The organism is Pseudomonas fontis (assembly GCF_028656955.1).
In the GTDB taxonomy this organism is placed as follows: Bacteria; Pseudomonadota; Gammaproteobacteria; order Pseudomonadales; family Pseudomonadaceae; genus Aquipseudomonas; species Aquipseudomonas fontis.
Genome location: NZ_JAMDGY010000025.1, coordinates 1 through 13969, shown reverse-complemented (window position 1 = coordinate 13969; position 13969 = coordinate 1). Strand labels below are relative to the sequence as shown.

The 13969-nt window shown below is 56.8% G+C and carries 26 protein-coding genes and 2 tRNA genes; 7 read left to right on the top strand and 21 right to left on the bottom strand.

The annotated features are described in order from the left end of the window. Positions 1 to 3: 3 nt before the first annotated feature. The 5 genes from M5G11_RS11080 to M5G11_RS11060 all read right to left on the bottom strand — a co-directional run bounded on the left by M5G11_RS11080 (position 4) and on the right by M5G11_RS11060 (position 1572). Positions 4 to 627 carry a putative metallopeptidase gene (locus M5G11_RS11080; RefSeq protein ID WP_273911280.1) on the bottom strand — a complete coding sequence of 208 codons (624 nt, stop codon included), beginning with the start codon at positions 625 to 627 and terminating at the stop codon, positions 4 to 6. Positions 628 to 671: 44 nt separating this feature from the next. Next, positions 672 to 881 carry a DUF2158 domain-containing protein gene (locus M5G11_RS11075; RefSeq protein WP_273911279.1) on the bottom strand — a complete coding sequence of 70 codons (210 nt, stop codon included), beginning with the start codon at positions 879 to 881 and terminating at the stop codon, positions 672 to 674. A 63-nt stretch (positions 882 to 944) separates the two neighbouring features. Further along, positions 945 to 1199: a hypothetical protein gene (locus M5G11_RS11070; RefSeq protein WP_273911278.1), complete on the bottom strand. Its 255-nt coding sequence runs from the start codon at positions 1197 to 1199 to the stop codon at positions 945 to 947. Then, a complete protein-coding gene (locus M5G11_RS11065) occupies positions 1196 to 1384 on the bottom strand; it encodes a hypothetical protein (protein WP_273911277.1) in 189 nt (62 codons plus the stop codon). Before M5G11_RS11065 ends, M5G11_RS11070 begins: the two co-directional genes overlap by 4 nt. Next, on the bottom strand, positions 1381 to 1572 hold the full coding sequence (locus M5G11_RS11060) for a hypothetical protein (RefSeq protein WP_273911276.1): 192 nt from the start codon (positions 1570 to 1572) through the stop codon (positions 1381 to 1383). The genes M5G11_RS11065 and M5G11_RS11060 overlap by 4 nt, the downstream gene beginning before the upstream one ends. Positions 1573 to 1723: 151 nt before the next feature. On the opposite strand from M5G11_RS11060, the gene M5G11_RS11055 reads away from it, so the two are divergent. Beyond that, a complete protein-coding gene (locus M5G11_RS11055; RefSeq protein ID WP_273911275.1) occupies positions 1724 to 1963 on the top strand; it encodes a hypothetical protein in 240 nt (79 codons plus the stop codon). A gap of 71 nt (positions 1964 to 2034) precedes the next feature. On the opposite strand, the gene M5G11_RS11050 is transcribed toward M5G11_RS11055, so the two are convergent. The 16 genes from M5G11_RS11050 to M5G11_RS10975 form a co-directional block, all read right to left on the bottom strand. Further along, positions 2035 to 2349, bottom strand: coding sequence for a phage holin, lambda family (locus M5G11_RS11050; RefSeq protein WP_273911274.1), 315 nt, complete (start codon positions 2347 to 2349; stop codon positions 2035 to 2037). Between the two features lie 280 nt (positions 2350 to 2629). Further along, positions 2630 to 2704: transfer RNA gene (locus M5G11_RS11045), tRNA-Asn, on the bottom strand. A gap of 3 nt (positions 2705 to 2707) precedes the next feature. Next, positions 2708 to 2783: transfer RNA gene (locus tag M5G11_RS11040), tRNA-Thr, on the bottom strand. Between the two features lie 125 nt (positions 2784 to 2908). Further along, complete coding sequence (locus tag M5G11_RS11035) at positions 2909 to 3490, bottom strand: hypothetical protein (RefSeq protein WP_273911273.1); 582 nt, start codon at positions 3488 to 3490, stop codon at positions 2909 to 2911. Continuing rightward, complete coding sequence (locus tag M5G11_RS11030) at positions 3487 to 4071, bottom strand: recombination protein NinG (RefSeq protein ID WP_273911272.1); 585 nt, start codon at positions 4069 to 4071, stop codon at positions 3487 to 3489. The genes M5G11_RS11035 and M5G11_RS11030 overlap by 4 nt, the downstream gene beginning before the upstream one ends. Next, complete coding sequence (locus M5G11_RS11025) at positions 4068 to 4337, bottom strand: hypothetical protein (protein ID WP_273911271.1); 270 nt, start codon at positions 4335 to 4337, stop codon at positions 4068 to 4070. The genes M5G11_RS11030 and M5G11_RS11025 overlap by 4 nt, the downstream gene beginning before the upstream one ends. Beyond that, positions 4337 to 4753: a recombination protein NinB gene (locus tag M5G11_RS11020; protein ID WP_273911270.1), complete on the bottom strand. Its 417-nt coding sequence runs from the start codon at positions 4751 to 4753 to the stop codon at positions 4337 to 4339. Before M5G11_RS11020 ends, M5G11_RS11025 begins: the two co-directional genes overlap by 1 nt. Beyond that, positions 4750 to 5226, bottom strand: a complete 477-nt coding sequence (locus tag M5G11_RS11015) for a hypothetical protein (protein WP_273911269.1) — start codon at positions 5224 to 5226, stop codon at positions 4750 to 4752. The genes M5G11_RS11020 and M5G11_RS11015 overlap by 4 nt, the downstream gene beginning before the upstream one ends. Beyond that, positions 5223 to 5630 carry a hypothetical protein gene (locus tag M5G11_RS11010; RefSeq protein ID WP_273911268.1) on the bottom strand — a complete coding sequence of 136 codons (408 nt, stop codon included), beginning with the start codon at positions 5628 to 5630 and terminating at the stop codon, positions 5223 to 5225. The genes M5G11_RS11015 and M5G11_RS11010 overlap by 4 nt, the downstream gene beginning before the upstream one ends. Continuing rightward, positions 5627 to 5815, bottom strand: a complete 189-nt coding sequence (locus M5G11_RS11005; protein WP_273911267.1) for a DUF1382 family protein — start codon at positions 5813 to 5815, stop codon at positions 5627 to 5629. Before M5G11_RS11005 ends, M5G11_RS11010 begins: the two co-directional genes overlap by 4 nt. Then, on the bottom strand, positions 5812 to 6588 hold the full coding sequence (locus M5G11_RS11000; protein WP_273911266.1) for a hypothetical protein: 777 nt from the start codon (positions 6586 to 6588) through the stop codon (positions 5812 to 5814). Before M5G11_RS11000 ends, M5G11_RS11005 begins: the two co-directional genes overlap by 4 nt. Further along, positions 6575 to 7543, bottom strand: a complete 969-nt coding sequence (locus tag M5G11_RS10995) for a phage replication protein (RefSeq protein WP_273911265.1) — start codon at positions 7541 to 7543, stop codon at positions 6575 to 6577. The genes M5G11_RS11000 and M5G11_RS10995 overlap by 14 nt, the downstream gene beginning before the upstream one ends. A gap of 1 nt (position 7544) precedes the next feature. Then, positions 7545 to 8390 (bottom strand): ParB/RepB/Spo0J family partition protein, encoded by an 846-nt coding sequence (locus M5G11_RS10990; protein ID WP_273911264.1) that lies wholly within the window; start codon positions 8388 to 8390, stop codon positions 7545 to 7547. Between the two features lie 36 nt (positions 8391 to 8426). Beyond that, positions 8427 to 9260 carry a hypothetical protein gene (locus M5G11_RS10985; RefSeq protein ID WP_122582635.1) on the bottom strand — a complete coding sequence of 278 codons (834 nt, stop codon included), beginning with the start codon at positions 9258 to 9260 and terminating at the stop codon, positions 8427 to 8429. 122 nt (positions 9261 to 9382) lie between these two features. After that, complete coding sequence (locus M5G11_RS10980) at positions 9383 to 9850, bottom strand: YmfL family putative regulatory protein (RefSeq protein ID WP_273911263.1); 468 nt, start codon at positions 9848 to 9850, stop codon at positions 9383 to 9385. 68 nt (positions 9851 to 9918) lie between these two features. Continuing rightward, positions 9919 to 10098: a Cro/CI family transcriptional regulator gene (locus M5G11_RS10975; protein ID WP_269132997.1), complete on the bottom strand. Its 180-nt coding sequence runs from the start codon at positions 10096 to 10098 to the stop codon at positions 9919 to 9921. Between the two features lie 109 nt (positions 10099 to 10207). Between M5G11_RS10975 and M5G11_RS10970 the strand changes: the two genes are divergently transcribed. The 6 genes from M5G11_RS10970 (at position 10208) to M5G11_RS10945 (ending at position 13821) form a co-directional block, all read left to right on the top strand. Next, positions 10208 to 10867, top strand: coding sequence for a LexA family protein (locus M5G11_RS10970; protein WP_273911262.1), 660 nt, complete (start codon positions 10208 to 10210; stop codon positions 10865 to 10867). Positions 10868 to 10881: 14 nt separating this feature from the next. Then, positions 10882 to 11121 carry a hypothetical protein gene (locus tag M5G11_RS10965; RefSeq protein ID WP_273911261.1) on the top strand — a complete coding sequence of 80 codons (240 nt, stop codon included), beginning with the start codon at positions 10882 to 10884 and terminating at the stop codon, positions 11119 to 11121. 92 nt (positions 11122 to 11213) lie between these two features. Continuing rightward, the gene (locus tag M5G11_RS10960) at positions 11214 to 11543 is read left to right on the top strand and encodes a type II toxin-antitoxin system RelE/ParE family toxin (protein WP_177024629.1); all 330 of its coding nucleotides are present in this window, start codon (positions 11214 to 11216) and stop codon (positions 11541 to 11543) included. Next, positions 11536 to 12645: an ImmA/IrrE family metallo-endopeptidase gene (locus tag M5G11_RS10955; RefSeq protein ID WP_273911260.1), complete on the top strand. Its 1110-nt coding sequence runs from the start codon at positions 11536 to 11538 to the stop codon at positions 12643 to 12645. The genes M5G11_RS10960 and M5G11_RS10955 overlap by 8 nt, the downstream gene beginning before the upstream one ends. Before the next feature lie 109 nt (positions 12646 to 12754). Further along, on the top strand, positions 12755 to 13405 hold the full coding sequence (locus tag M5G11_RS10950; protein WP_273911258.1) for a zinc ribbon domain-containing protein: 651 nt from the start codon (positions 12755 to 12757) through the stop codon (positions 13403 to 13405). A gap of 164 nt (positions 13406 to 13569) precedes the next feature. Next, complete coding sequence (locus M5G11_RS10945; RefSeq protein WP_273911257.1) at positions 13570 to 13821, top strand: DUF1654 domain-containing protein; 252 nt, start codon at positions 13570 to 13572, stop codon at positions 13819 to 13821. The last annotated feature ends 148 nt before the right edge of the window (positions 13822 to 13969 follow it).

Here is a 13969-nt window from a genome sequence, read left to right as displayed (position 1 = left end):
ATATCAGGCCGACTTGAGCAGACAGGTTCCGCAGGCCCTCGCAATGTTCAATTCCCCCACCTCAGCAGGACTGTTTGCAGCATCCACCAACGCTTGAACGTCAGGGCTTGCACCGTAGCGGCGGACCACACCGACGAACTCTTCAACGTCGTGTCCGCGCATCTCAAGCTTGGGTAAGCCTTCCTGAGTGAACTTGGGCGCGCCGTACTTATCCTTGGCTTGAGCTATGTGGTACAGCTCATGCTCCACCAGTGCGCAGAAGTCGGTGTCGCTGCACTGGGCGCAGTAGTCGGCAGCCAAGGTGATGATGAAGGTCGGAACTTCGCCGAACCAATCACGCATCTGTTGCTCCATACGCGCCTTCTGCCAGCCACCAGCGCGGAACGCTACCTGCTCGGCCTGGCCCAGGACCGTCCTACCCTGCTTCTCGAAGCTCGACGATGCCCACATGACCCGGATGTCTGCATCCAGTAGGTGGGCATGGTCTTCGTTGTGAATGCTGCCGGTGTCGGCGAGGATCTCAGCCTGGAGCCATTCCCACAGCTCAGGTGCTGGAGTCAGGCGGATACCGAAGTCGGAGAGGTCGGACAGCTCAAGTACCGACGATGGAGGGTATGGCCTACCCATGGATCACCTCCCAATAAAAAGCCCCGCACTTGGCGAGGCTTCTGTCACTTCAGTTCTGGCAATGGCTCAATCAGCCTTAACACTTCGACGTCGAACCACTTCTCCATCGGCTTATCACCATCAAACCACTGGCAAAACGCATTAATCGATTCGGGCACGTTGAAAATTACCTTCTGGTGTTTAACCTCGGCTACCGTCATTGCAGGGCCAAGACTTTTCAGCGTAACCAAATCACCTTTAACAATATTTGACATTTCACAGCTCCATTGTTGGTTTACACATACATGGGGCCGCGTAATGTCACTTCAATAGCACGCCTAACCTTCTTTATCACCAACCAGCACATCAATAAGCTTCTGCTCACCCAGGCGCATCGCACCCAGGCATTGCAGGTCGTCGCACTTGGGTCCGAGACCGAACACCGTCACCTCGCCTTTCGCACCGATCAGCGTCAAGGCGCCTACAGTGCACTCGGGATGCTCGCCGGCATCAAGGTCATCGGCAATTTTGCGCAGGGTCTTGGCGGCGTCGCGCCAGTCCTCCCGCTTGAACTCCAGAACCTTGATGGTCATTTGGTCACCTGCTGCAGCCACTCTTCAATAATCCGCTTCACCACGGGCTCAGTAAGGATTGAGGAAGGTTGGTCGCCGGCGATGACTGATTGCACCAGGGCGCGCGGGATTAAGTGGGCACCATCACTGGCTACCACCATCAGGTGCGGGCGCTGGTCAGCGATGTCGTGGATGGTGGCTGTCATTGCGTCACCATCTGATGTGTCTGTGCGTGGGAATGGCCGTGAAGCAACCCAACGATCAGTCCCTGGGGCAGCCCGGCATCCTTGGCGGCATCCACTGCATCGGCAATAGCCTTGTCGAGCGCGCTTACCGCTGCATTGATGTCCGGGCTCATCGGGAGCGCGTGGCGCAGGCGGGTGACGTTGCTCATCTGCAAAACCTCGCGCCACGATTTGGCGCATTCGAAAATGTGGCGCGGATGCTAGGTAGCTTCATTTAGGTCGCGACACCATCCAATAATTGGTGCACCTTGCCCAACAGTCCGCGAACGCATCGCAGACCAACCTTTATCTGGACTTCACATGACACCCAACGCCGAGTTCTATAACCCTTCCACTGAATATGCCGACAAGTTGATTTCGCGCATCGGACAAACACCTTCATGGATCGCAAAGCGCATCGGAGTGACCGACAAGCGCATTCGATACATTCTTGAGGGCGAAAGGACCGTCAAGGGAGAAACAACTGCCATTCAGATGACGTACACAGAACAGTTTGCTCTTGAGTGCCTTGCCGCAGAGGCTAAGGCCAAGAAGAAATAGAAACTGATCCGAGCTAGCTGCCACCCCGAGTCACAACACGTTTTGATCACTTGCGAAACGTGTCGCGTGACCTAGATCTCATCCGCCTTTCGCTCTGCCCAGCGTTTGCCGAGCTGGCGGGCCTGCTCAACGCCTAGCACGCCAACGAAACCAGCGGTGGCGAATGACCAGGCAATGCTGAAGCCGAACTCTTTAACGGTCAGGCCAACCACCATCACGATCAACGCGCCAAGTGTTGCCTCGATGAACTGGCGCCAAGGCCTAGTCTCCTTTGCGTCGTACTGGATACGAAGCCAGGTCAAGGCAAAGGTGAGCACCATGGCCAAACCGTTCTCTCGGAGCGCGGTCAGGACCAGGGCCCAGAAGGAAGGGTCTTTTTCAGGCATGGGCTTCATCCGGTGTCCTCCCCGATCAGGGAGCAAGAAATGAAAAAGGCCCACCAGATGGCGAGCCTTGAAATAAGTGTGCGCGTCTCTCCGCGCTGTCCGCCAAAGGCCTTCTCAACGTCGACACCCCACTGCATCGATCTCACTGATCCAGTCTCGCGCTACCCCGAAAGCATCTGAGGTCGGAGTACACAGGCTGCCGGTGCTGATTCCGTACGTCGCACTATCCGGCTATCGACGTCCAGGCCTCCCCGAGGACTATCCTGGCTACAGCTGAAACTGGCTGGTGAGAGTGGGATCGAACCACTGGCCGATCGGTTAACAGCCGATTGCACTGCCGCTGTGCTACTCACCAATGTGGTGCCGCCACGAGGATTCGAACCCCGGGCCATTCGCTTACAATGCGACTGCTCTACCGCTGGAGCTATGGCGGCGAAATTTAGGCAATAAAAAACCCGACACAGTGGCCGGGTTTAGTGTTTCAAGAGTAAGTTGCCGAAGGCAAAACTCTAGCAGTGGCGATAAAGTATCACCAGCCGCACGGGAACGCAATAGGCCCTCATGCGGCCTCGCGCATTTCGTAAATTACCGCTGCAACGGGGCTCAGTGCGCGGCGATCCAGATCCTCGCAGCACTCGAAGATCAGCTGCAGCATTCCACCCCAATCCCGCTCCCAGTTGCACGACTCCAGCCGCACTTCATAGACCTGCCACATCCATGCCCGGAACTTCTCGGCGTTGGCCAGCGGGTCTTCATTGGATGACTGGCCGCCCTGGTGCATATGCTGGTACCGGCGTAGTACGCCCTTCACGACGAACTCCAGCTTCTCGCGCTTTGCCGCCGTCATGCGCGGTGAGCGGTTCTGCACCAGAAGAAACACGACCTCTTCCGCCGCTTCCCGGATGTCGTCGCTCTGCTCGGCGGCGTACATGAAGTCGCCGAAGACGCGGATCTGCGGGTGTAGCCTGGCGATTGCCGACTGGATATGGCCGGCCAAGGCGCCGTGCACCGCGTGATTTGCCGTGGGCCCGCGCTCGGTGCTCTGCACAACCACGCCGAGCTCAGCAGCATCTGAGGACTGGCCAGGGGCAGGGTTGTATTTGCAGTCATGCCAAACCTGTCGCGCCGAGTTAATCTTCATGCTGCCTCCCCCTTCTTCAGCTCTTTTGTCTTTGCCCGGTAGTCGGCGGTCATCGCCTTCAGCTCATCCACGGTGTATTTCTTGGCCTCATGAGGGCCTTCCAGCCAAAGCACCTTGTCCTCTCCGATTCGCTGTAGGAGCGAAATCCGGTAATTGATCAGGTTTCCGGAGAGGTGGTTGTTGCACGGGGCGCACTGCTTCCAGGCGTTCAGCGGCTCAAACCTCAGCTCTGGGTTCGCTCCTACAGTGCGGTAGTGGCCGGCGTGGTATTGGCCTGCGTGGTGGCGGCCGCAGCTAACGCATGGCAGCGCCGCGTCACGGGCGCGGACCCAGGCGTTGAACGCCTGCTGTGTGTCCTTGAGGTGATCCGCCCTGCTCTTCAGCTTCTCCTTGCGGACCTTGATCTCGCGGCGCCCAACCTGGGCAAGCGCCTTGCGCGCCTTCGGCTCATGCCTGGGCGCGTCGATCATTGCGCAGGCCGGACTGCACACCGCCTGCCCCATCCGCGAGGGGACGAATGAGGTCCTGCACGTATCAACGCGGCATTTCTTCGGTTTGGCCGGCTTCCGCTCGATGGTCATACAGCCTCCTTGGCTTTCTGCTGCTCTGGGGTGAATCGGCCGCGCAAGGGCATCAGGTTCTTTTCGTGCTTTACCGCATGACTGCATCTGAATTTGCACAACCATCCACCTACTCTGGCGGCCGGCCTGAATTCGTAAACCTTGCCCGTGGTGGGTGAGACGATCAGGTCACCAGGCATTACAAAACGCACCAGTTCCGCGGTCTCGCCCAGGTACCCACCTGAAATCACCAGTGCCAGGTCGCCCGGCTTGAAGTTACAGCTCATCAGTAGCGCCCTCCCCAATTGTCCTTTTGTGTCCAGCGCACCTGGTGCTCCGCGCCGAAGGCGTGAACCCACTCGATCAACTCGCCGCACTGCTTCACGGTGAGCTTGCTGGTGCGTTCGTAGATGACGTCGAAGCCGTGGCCGTCTACCGCCGGTATCATCTGCGGTTGATCGCCGGTCTCGCGCAGCCAGGCGGCCGTCAGTAGGCGCTTCCAGATCAGGACATCCCACTTCTTCCCGGCGTGTTCGACTTGGGCGGCGATATCGGCCAGGGCCGCGTGCAGGGCCTTGTTCTGCTCCCCGCTGCGGTCCACTTCAGTGATGGCAAGCTTCTTGGGCCTGGCCAGGTCCAGGCCGGCGATGTAGCCCATGGCCTTGTTGCGGTCTGATTCGTTGCGAATCTGGAGGCTGGTCATGCTGCAACCTCCGCCAAAGGCTCGCCGTTGCGCCGGGCCAAAAGATGGTCACGCGAGATAAAGGCGTCGACGACGAAGCCGCCAAGGTCGATCGCCAGCGGAATACCCTCGCCCCGCCCGCGCGCCACGTAATATTTACGGTCGTCGCGCCCCTGCACCGGGTCAAATACGAAGTAACCGCTGTCGGTGACCTCGATCAGGATCTGGTGGTTGCCGCCCTCGATGTTGAGCGACGGTGACGTGCACAGATAAGCGCCCTCATCGGTCAGCGGCGGGCAATCCAGGCTGAAGAACGCCGTGTATTCAACGCCGAGGCGCTCCAGCATCTGCCGCAGGGTCAGATCCCCGTCGCGATAGGGCTTGTGCATCTCTTCGATGACTTCCTGTGCCGGCCGACCAACGATCATTGCCATGCAGGTCGACACGCAGCTGTACGGGCACGGTTGCATCTGGTGAGTGATGATCGGGCTCATGACTGCTCTCCTTGGGCCATGAGGGCGATGAATCGCACGTCATCCTCACGCAGGCGTTCGTTCTCGGCCTTGAGCTGGTCTCGCGCGGCAGCCAGCGCCTCGAAGTCTTCCAATGGTCCAAGAAAGCCATCACCGCCGCAGGTGCCGCACATATCCATGTCCGGTTCTGGCGGCTGGTTGTAACCCTGATAGGAGCTGTGACCGGAATAGATCTCGCCCCGACCACCGCAGTCGCGACACATGCATAGCCGAGCTTTGACGCGCTCGTTCTCGGCGATCAGGGCCAGGACGAGATGCGGCGTGCACACGTCGTTGAATGCCCTTTCCCGCCGTGCGCGAGACAGGGTCCCGATGGCGTCAATGGCCGCTTGCGCCTTGCGATTCAATTCGGTGTAGTCGGTCATGTCCGCTGCTCCGCTGCTTCTGCGATCAATGCCATGCGCTCCATGCGCTCGGTGGCCTGGCTGGCCAAGTTCAGGCAGTCAGCCTCATCCACCACCGGGATGCACACGAAACGGATTCCGTGCTTGGCCATGGTGTTGGCCATCTCAAGGGATTGGCGCAGCTGTGCTGGGTTTGCTCGTTTCATGCTCGTGACTCCAATTCCTGTGCCTGCTTGATCAGCAGCGCCCGTCGATCCGCCAACGAGGTGGCCGCTTCAATTCGCATTTCAAGCTTTCGTTCATCGCTGGCCTTGCGCATTTCCATCATTGAGTTCTTCACCAGCTCCAGCTTTTTGCGCAGAACCGGCGCAGGCTGAGTTACGGCGCCGGTGAGCAGGCCAGCAATGGCGCGACCATCTTCCGAAACGGGAACAACGCTCAGGTCAGCCAAATACTTTTGGGCGTGTTCGCGGGGAATGCGCTTCAGTTCCATCGCTTTCGTGACGGCCTGTACCCGGCGGCTTGCGTCGAAGCCCACAGACACGTGCCAGTTGACCGGTTTGGCGTCATCACGGGACTGGCCCACGAACCGCTGGTAGGCGTCGATGAACGCCATGCGCGCGCCGATTTTGTCGCCGCCATCCAGGATGGGCTTCGCGGCAGCCAGTGCCAGCTGGATCTCGTCGGTCAGCACCACGGTTTCGAATTCGTCGTTGGTAGTCATGGCGATGGCCCAAGCTTCATCCTTGCCCGGACGGCCGTCCTCGGCCTGGATGCGCTGCATTATCGCGCCGAGGGTGAACTTGCCTGTCAGCTCGCGGCGGCAAGATTGCAGCGCCTTGCGGATGTCCTTCGGCGGGAATACGGATAAGTCTTCGGCCATCAGCTTGGCAGCGGTAGCGCTGATGGTCTGACCCAGCGTCTCCGCAGTAGCGCAGATACCAGCTGCAAGCTCTGCGAGGTTTTCAGAGGAAAGCATTGCGTTTCTCCCCGTCGAGAATGAGCCGGGCGGCTTCCTGCGCGGCGTTCATATTGGCTTGGGTGTCTTCGATCTGGCGGGCGGTGCGGGAATTCATCTGGCGGCCGGTGGACCACTGGGTGTGGTATGCCTCGGCCTTAGCGATCAGGTTGTTCAGGCTGTGGCAGTCGTTGACGATGCGGGCGTCGTTGATCGTGAGGTAGTACGCGGCCACGCTATGGGCAACGTCGACGCCCAGGCGGTCAACCAGCTTGCCGAGGATTCCACCGGCTGCAGCGTTCCACACCGGCCAGCACTGGTAACGCTTGCGATACGCCATGGCGTAGTTCGCCCAAGCCTTGAAGGTTTTACAGGTCTGGTCTTTGGGCCCAGGCATGTCGGCTGGGATTTCGACGCGGGGGGCTTCGGCACGATCAACCACCAGCACCAACGTGCCGGACTGGGTCGGCTTGTCCGAGCCTTCCGGAAAGCTGTGACTGGTATCCTGATTGGTATCCTGATTACTGGTATCTTGATTTGTCGGAGATTTATCCGACCCTTGCTCGGATTTTTTTCCGACCTTGCTCGGAGATTTATCCGAGGTAGATCGGATTTTTTTCCGACCCTTTGAGGTTGGAGTGGTCGGATATTTTTCCGACCCGTCTTCTTTCTTGTTCCACTCGGCGGCCTTCTTGGTGAGGCGGAACAACGTGATGTTTGCGGTGCTGGACAGATCAATCAAGCCCGCCTCCTCCAAGGCTTTCAGCATGCGGTAAGCGGTATCAGGCTTGTCGGTCAGCAGAGGCAATTCTTCTACGATCTTCGCTTTGCTCAACGCGAAGAAAATGCCGTTTTCGGTTTTTACTGGAGTAGTCCAGCTTGGGCACGAGTACACGAACGCGAACAGAAGCGCCTGCTGTGAGTTCAGGCCCCACTCAAGCGACTTGACCTGATTGATCGATAGGGTGAACTGCATGTCAGGCCTCCACCGCGCTAGCGATATCTGAGAGGCCTTGCAGTACCGGAAGAATGGCGGAAAGTCGCGCCTGAATGGTCGCGTCTGCCTCGATCAGGTCAGATAGAAACTGACCAGCAAAGCTAGGCACACCAACCTCACTGCGCTCGACGTAGCGACCTATAAGCTCCACCTGAGTGATCACGCTGAGGATGAGGTCGGATGCGCGAGCCTGCTCCTTAGGGGGCGCCTTGGCAGCCTTGGAGGCCTGCTGAATCGACTTCTTGTCTCCGGCTGCAACAGATGCCTGCTGATCCTTTGGCAGCACCAACAGCGCCAAGGCGCCAGATACAGAGGCACGCCCCTCATCCATTGCCTGGACAAGTTCTGGGGCCGCCTCGTTAGCGACACGTTTGGCCTGCTCGTAGGTCTTCCCGTTTCCGAAACCGGCTGCCTTTGCAGCGATATCCCGCGTATCACCTTTCGTAACCTCCGGAAAATTTTCCGGAGGTTCGAGGTCGTTACGCTGGCCATTTCGCTCCCCAAGTTCGCGCTCAATAGCCTCGCCAATGGCGACTCGCTCGGACGGCGTGAAGTCCTTGCGGAATTCATTCTCGGCCAGTTCGCCTTGCAAGATCGAATCGAGGTGAACGGTGCGGACTGGAATCTTTTCCCAGCCGAGGGACAGGCAAGCGCGCAGGCGGCGTTCACCAAAAACGAGACGATACCCGGAGTCGATGCCGATTGGCTGCAAGAGCCCAATCTCTGAAATGCTTGCGGCCAGGCTTTCAATGTCGCCGAAGTCCTTGCGGAATCGATTCGCGACCTTGATCAGGGATGCCTGGCACTGAATGATTTGATCGGCCATTTTTTGACAGGGGACGGTTTCCCGCCCCCATCCTATTTAGATGAAGGTCGGGAAGGTGTCGTCGACTCGCATAACGTTGGTCGCGTGCTTGATGGGCTTGCCACGCAGCTCTGCGTTCCAGGTGCGAATCAGTGCGCCAATGACTTGGCTGCGGTGGATGGGGCGACGGTCAACAGATGCGGCAAAGCAGCGATTCCGCAGATAAAGAAGATTGTCGTTGACGCCCTCGACAGCGCCAACCATGAATCGCTCAAGGAAACGCTCAGCCAAGGGCTGGTTGCGCTGGCTTGCGTAGAAATAGAACATCGCCGCAATGGATCGCGGGACGGGAGATTGCCGAGGAAGGGTTTGACCGTATTCGGCGGCGGCGATCAGCAACGGGTTGCGTTTAACGAACTCCAGAACATCGGTCTTCTCTGCTTTACCGGGAAAACCAAACTGCTCTTTCTCGTAATCAATGACCCAGGTGGTGGCGGTCGCCAGCATCTTGCAGGTCTCAACAGGGAGACCCAACTGAACAAACAGCACATCCGACTTCTGACGACCTTTGCCGCTGTCGAGTACGTCGAAAATGCTTTCGTCAAACCCTCGCATTACGACGCAAGTTACGGTGATACCAGATTGAAGAATGGCATGCAGGCGGTGCTGACCATCCAGCAGGCTGCCACCCTTTGAGAAACGGATAGGGTCGCCCGTCATCTTCCAGCCGCCATCACGGATCGCTTTTTCGAGCTTCGCGACATGAGCCATGCTTGCCGCGCGATTTCCAGTGTTACGTTCAAGCCACGTACGGGCGATCTCTGGCGTCACCTGCTCGACGGTAATTGCTGGACCGTTTACGCTGATGGCGTTTTGGGTTAAATTGCTCATGTAGATTTTCCTTTAGTTACGCAATGAGCCAGGCCACGAACTTGGCTTTTTTGCGCCCGCGATTTGCGGTTGGGGTTTTGCGCCACATTTTGCAAAGCGTGAAAACGTGGCGCGGCATGGTTTCAGGCTCTTGCCTTGTGCAACTCAATTACTGCCGCTACAGCCTCAAGGCTCGCCGACATGTATTTGGCGTGCAGGGCGCGGATCTTCTTTGCTTCGCTCGCGTCGATCTCGCCGTCTTCCAGCGCAGAAGCCACCATCTGGTCAAGCGCGCCACGCTGTGCGGATGCAGCCAGCGAGCGCTGATACAGATCGACGTTGTCCAACTCCCCCGCTTCCGGGATCTTCACGAACACACCGCCGTACATCGCGCAGATGTAGTCCGGCAGGTGCTCGGTCTTCGTTTCGCTTTCCAGCACGAAGATCTCGGCATCGCTCAGCGGCTTGCACCCGGCGGTTTCGTAGATCTGGTTTTCCAGGCGCTTGTCCTTGATGCCAAGGCGAGCAGCTGCGCAATCCATCCCACCAGGGAAAGCGTTGGACACAGCTGCCATTACTTGGCGGCGGGTCTCTAGTACGGGCGTTTTCATGTCCTAGTTTTTCCTTGGTTCGGTTGCGGTCAGAATTGCTTCAATGGAACGGTAGACAGGGACGTCGCTTACGCGGCCTGGACCTTCTTTGCGGCCTTGAACTTGCCTTTGGAAAGAACCTGGATCTGGTACTGCCGGGATTCGGGAATGGTTTCTCCCCACATGGTCACGGCGCTTGGGCGAATGCCCAGGGCCAGTGCCAGCTTTGTCTTGCTGCCGAAGAATTCGGCGACTTCATGCGTATTCATTTCGCATCCTCGTTCGACTCTGGCGCAATTTCAGCATGCTTAAGTTATCGAGTCAACGGCGTTTTCTGCCTACTGCATGCTTAAATTCAGTTAACTTAATATTGAGTCCATGGAAAGACACGAACGTATTGCCCGGGCTATACAGCTCAGCGGGAAAAAGAAGGGGGAAATTGCGTCGCTTTGTGGCGTCGCAAATTCTGCCGTTACTCAATGGATTACTGGTGAGAGCAAAAGCCTACGACCAGAGAACCTCTATGCCTTGGCAAAAGCCACGGGCTTTAGAGCCGAGTGGCTTGCCATCGGCGAAGGGGAAGAGCAAGAGGTCTCGGAGTCGAACATCTCCAGTACTGCGCAGCCAGCCCTATCCTTCCGCTATCCGGTTATTAGCTGGGTATCTGCTGGCGCCTGGTCTGAAGCGGTGGAGCCCTACCCGGCTGGTATTTCAGACCGTTACGAGTTTTCCGAATACAACTCGAAGGGCCCCGCGTTCTGGCTTGAGGTCAAAGGCGACTCAATGACGTCTCCGGTCGGCACGAGCATCGCTCAGGGATCGCTGATCTTGGTGGACACCGAAGTCGAGGCGACACCGGGCAAACTTGTCGTGGCCAAGCTGCCAGACAGCAATGAGGCGACCTTCAAGAAGCTGGTAAGTGATGGTGGCAGGCTCTACCTGAAGCCGCTGAATCCCGGATATCCGACTGAAGTGTTTGATGAGAATTGCCGGATAGTCGGCGTAGTTGTCCAGGCTACCCAGAAATTCCACTACTGAGTGCGGAGGCCGTGATGGCCCTGACCAAACCCAATCAGCAGCTGCGCCGCGACCTGAAAGAGGCTGCGGCCCTGCTCAAGTGGTCGGGCGTCGATCTGATGAAGATGGCCGTACGACTGTCTGAGGCAGGGTTTGAGAGTGATGCCAGGGAGCTGTTGACGATCATCTCGGGGTTTCCGGATGTGGAGGACAAGCTCACGGGTTATGCGGATGAGGTGAAGGCGGGAAGGATTGGGCGAGGGAAGGCTCAGTGATGTATAAAACTGCCTTTTTGTGACTTCTCGTCGCTTTATAGCATCTAATCTTTACCTAATAGGTAAAGAAGGGTAGCCTTTAGGAGTGAAGCTTGAAACTGGACTTCAAAGACAAAAAGCTTCGCGATCTATGTGAGCAAAGCCGTGTTGCGGAGAAAAAGCTAGGAGCTGATTCGGCCCGTAAATTGAGATCTAGGCTTTCTGATATTGAAGCCGCGACCACAGTTCTCGATCTCGTTGCTGGCGCCCCTCACCCCCTCAAGGGCGACAGGAAAAATCAGTTCTCAGTCAGTTTGGCCGGCGGATGCAGGATTGTATTCGAGCCCGATCACGACCCATTCCCGCTGCGCGATGATCAGTCTTTGGACTGGTCTCAAGTATTTGATGTGAAAGTTATTTTTATCGGAGATTACCATGAATGATTTGGCCGTTTCGTTTACGCCAGATTGGGTGTCCCCGCCTGGCGACACCATCCTCGACCTCATCGAGGAGAAGGAATGGACTCAGGATGAGCTCGCTACAAGGCTCGGGGTGTCGGCAAAGCTTGTAAACCAGTTAATCAAAGGCAAGGCAGCCTTAAGTCAGGATACAGCCCTCAAGCTGGAGCGCGTACTAGGCAGTACTGCTGCATTTTGGATTTCACGAGAGGCGCTCTATAGGGAGCAGCTATCTCGTGCAGAGTCCAAGGCGAAGCTTGGCCAGTGGACGTCTTGGCTTGACTGCCTCCCTTTAAAGGAGCTGATGTCTTCAGGCGCTATTGAAAAATGTCGAATTGTTGAAAAAAACAAGCCCGGACTAGTAGAGCAATGTCTGAAGTTTTTCGGCGTTGCATCTCCTGACGAGTGGACGGATCACTATTCTGGAATGCAGGTAGCATTCCGGCGTAGCCGAGAGGACCAAAGCGATATTGCAGCTATTTCCTCCTGGCTTCGAATGGGTGAGATTGAGGCTGAACAGTTCTCTGGACCGAAATACGATCGAGATAAATTTGAAAAAGCCTTGATTGAAATTCGCTTCCTAACCACAAAGAGCCCCAAAGACTTTGAGCCTCGAATGAGGTCGCTTTTCACCGATGCTGGCGTAGCGTTCGTACTCGTACCTGCCATCCCGAGATCCCATGTAAGCGGCGTTGCCAGGTGGCTTAACCCTCACAGGCCGCTAATCCAGATGTCCCTTTACGGAAAAACGAACGATAAGTTTTGGTTCACTCTGTTCCATGAGTCAGCACATATTTTGCTTCATGCTAACGAAAAGAAGTCTGTTTACCTTGACGATCCAAGCAAGCGAAACAACGAAGATCCAAAAGAGATAGAGGCGAACGATTGGGCAGGAAACTTTATGATTCCAAAGCAGTATTCGCACGCCTTGGCTGGGTTAAAGACCAGGGATGCGGTACAGACCTTTGCACGTCAGATCGGAGTTCACCCGGGAATTGTCGTGGGTCGACTTCAGCACGATGGCTTGATAGAAGTGTCCTGGATGAATGACTTGAAGCAAAGCTTCAGGTTCGCCGAAACCAATTGAATACAAAGCCCGGCCCAGCGCCGGGCTTCTTGTATCTGCCCTGCCCTCCCTTGATGGTGGCTGTACGCCACGAATGGTAAAGTGCGGGCTCAATTACGGGAGGGATCCAATGGAACGAGAATTCAGGAATCCGGCAAACGGCCACATTGAAAGTGTTGGCGGGATGTCGTGGCTCGCGGTAATTGTTTTCGGGGCTTTCTACCTTGCCTATAAAGGGCTGTGGGGCCACTTTTTTATCTGGCTGTTGTTGGTTGGAGGCTTCACGGTTCTGACTGGCGGCCCTGGGCTAATCATCGCCCTCCCCTTAGCCAGTATCGGGTATGCGATTGGCATCAGCGGCATTCTGACTAACTCATATCTTCGTAAGGGCTGGGTTGAAGCGTCAACGGGTTCCGCTGGCGCGCAGACTAGCGACCTCCGCGACTGCCCGTTCTGCGCCGAGACAATCAAGAAAGCTGCCGTGAAGTGCAAACACTGCGGGGCCGACGTTGAGCCAGCACGCCGTCCGAAGCTGAAAAATGGATGGGTAGCCTCGACTGCATGCCGTGATGAAGAAGAGCGGGAGAGAACGGTCGAGGCCATTGTGGCCGCCGGCTTGCCAGTTGTTTCTATGATGGGCCTGGCCGTCGGTGCAGGCCCATATGGGAGCAAGGAAGAGGCCAAGCAAGCCTTGATCGCAATGCGCGAAGGCCCTCGGCTATTCAGCGAGATCGTCTACAGGGACTCGGTGAGCGGAAAGTACCCCCCGATCAGCGACTGATACCGCCAAGCCAAAAAAGCCCGCGTTTGCGGGTTTTTTCTTGCGCGTAGGATAGTCGCCTTTAGAATATTTATGCATAAATGCATTTTACGTCAAAATGCAGCTTGCCAATATCTCCAGGCATCAATACTGTTCATGTATACAGTAACGACCAGGAGAGTCGCATGCAAAGTCCAGTGTTTACCACCTCGAAACCACCATCCTCCTACGAGTCGGCAGGCCGTCGCCTGCAGGCTCTGATCGCCTCTCCAGGCGTTCAAAAGTACCAGGCGGTGACAGTGTGTAGGCTGGAGCATGAAGCTCCCGAAGACTGGCAACGCCTTCTGGATGAGATAAGCGAAACAGCCGGCGTCCGTGTCGATATCCTGGAGGGCGGAACCGTCAGGATCGGCTGGCGAGAATACTGCGACGCATAACCGAGCCCGCCACTGAGCGGGCTTTTTTACGCCTGGAGATTTCAGCAATCTGAATTTATTTATTCAGCATGCTTGACACGAGCATTTCAGCTTGCTTAAATTCACTCCATCGAGTCACCCAACAGGGGCTCGCCAGGGCCTCACAGCC

Excerpts from the sequence above, each read along its gene's own strand:
- M5G11_RS11080 (WP_273911280.1), bottom strand. The coding sequence starts at position 627 with ATGGGTAGGCCATACCCTCCATCGTCGGTACTTGAGCTGTCCGACCTC.
- M5G11_RS11075 (WP_273911279.1), bottom strand. The coding sequence starts at position 881 with ATGTCAAATATTGTTAAAGGTGATTTGGTTACGCTGAAAAGTCTTGGC.
- M5G11_RS11070 (WP_273911278.1), bottom strand. The coding sequence starts at position 1,199 with ATGACCATCAAGGTTCTGGAGTTCAAGCGGGAGGACTGGCGCGACGCC.
- M5G11_RS11065 (WP_273911277.1), bottom strand. The coding sequence starts at position 1,384 with ATGACAGCCACCATCCACGACATCGCTGACCAGCGCCCGCACCTGATG.
- M5G11_RS11060 (WP_273911276.1), bottom strand. The coding sequence starts at position 1,572 with ATGAGCAACGTCACCCGCCTGCGCCACGCGCTCCCGATGAGCCCGGAC.
- M5G11_RS11055 (WP_273911275.1), top strand. The coding sequence starts at position 1,724 with ATGACACCCAACGCCGAGTTCTATAACCCTTCCACTGAATATGCCGAC.
- M5G11_RS11050 (WP_273911274.1), bottom strand. The coding sequence starts at position 2,349 with ATGCCTGAAAAAGACCCTTCCTTCTGGGCCCTGGTCCTGACCGCGCTC.
- M5G11_RS11035 (WP_273911273.1), bottom strand. The coding sequence starts at position 3,490 with ATGAAGATTAACTCGGCGCGACAGGTTTGGCATGACTGCAAATACAAC.
- M5G11_RS11030 (WP_273911272.1), bottom strand. The coding sequence starts at position 4,071 with ATGACCATCGAGCGGAAGCCGGCCAAACCGAAGAAATGCCGCGTTGAT.
- M5G11_RS11025 (WP_273911271.1), bottom strand. The coding sequence starts at position 4,337 with ATGAGCTGTAACTTCAAGCCGGGCGACCTGGCACTGGTGATTTCAGGT.
- M5G11_RS11020 (WP_273911270.1), bottom strand. The coding sequence starts at position 4,753 with ATGACCAGCCTCCAGATTCGCAACGAATCAGACCGCAACAAGGCCATG.
- M5G11_RS11015 (WP_273911269.1), bottom strand. The coding sequence starts at position 5,226 with ATGAGCCCGATCATCACTCACCAGATGCAACCGTGCCCGTACAGCTGC.
- M5G11_RS11010 (WP_273911268.1), bottom strand. The coding sequence starts at position 5,630 with ATGACCGACTACACCGAATTGAATCGCAAGGCGCAAGCGGCCATTGAC.
- M5G11_RS11005 (WP_273911267.1), bottom strand. The coding sequence starts at position 5,815 with ATGAAACGAGCAAACCCAGCACAGCTGCGCCAATCCCTTGAGATGGCC.
- M5G11_RS11000 (WP_273911266.1), bottom strand. The coding sequence starts at position 6,588 with ATGCTTTCCTCTGAAAACCTCGCAGAGCTTGCAGCTGGTATCTGCGCT.
- M5G11_RS10995 (WP_273911265.1), bottom strand. The coding sequence starts at position 7,543 with ATGCAGTTCACCCTATCGATCAATCAGGTCAAGTCGCTTGAGTGGGGC.
- M5G11_RS10990 (WP_273911264.1), bottom strand. The coding sequence starts at position 8,390 with ATGGCCGATCAAATCATTCAGTGCCAGGCATCCCTGATCAAGGTCGCG.
- M5G11_RS10985 (WP_122582635.1), bottom strand. The coding sequence starts at position 9,260 with ATGAGCAATTTAACCCAAAACGCCATCAGCGTAAACGGTCCAGCAATT.
- M5G11_RS10980 (WP_273911263.1), bottom strand. The coding sequence starts at position 9,850 with ATGAAAACGCCCGTACTAGAGACCCGCCGCCAAGTAATGGCAGCTGTG.
- M5G11_RS10975 (WP_269132997.1), bottom strand. The coding sequence starts at position 10,098 with ATGAATACGCATGAAGTCGCCGAATTCTTCGGCAGCAAGACAAAGCTG.
- M5G11_RS10970 (WP_273911262.1), top strand. The coding sequence starts at position 10,208 with ATGGAAAGACACGAACGTATTGCCCGGGCTATACAGCTCAGCGGGAAA.
- M5G11_RS10965 (WP_273911261.1), top strand. The coding sequence starts at position 10,882 with ATGGCCCTGACCAAACCCAATCAGCAGCTGCGCCGCGACCTGAAAGAG.
- M5G11_RS10955 (WP_273911260.1), top strand. The coding sequence starts at position 11,536 with ATGAATGATTTGGCCGTTTCGTTTACGCCAGATTGGGTGTCCCCGCCT.
- M5G11_RS10950 (WP_273911258.1), top strand. The coding sequence starts at position 12,755 with ATGGAACGAGAATTCAGGAATCCGGCAAACGGCCACATTGAAAGTGTT.
- M5G11_RS10945 (WP_273911257.1), top strand. The coding sequence starts at position 13,570 with ATGCAAAGTCCAGTGTTTACCACCTCGAAACCACCATCCTCCTACGAG.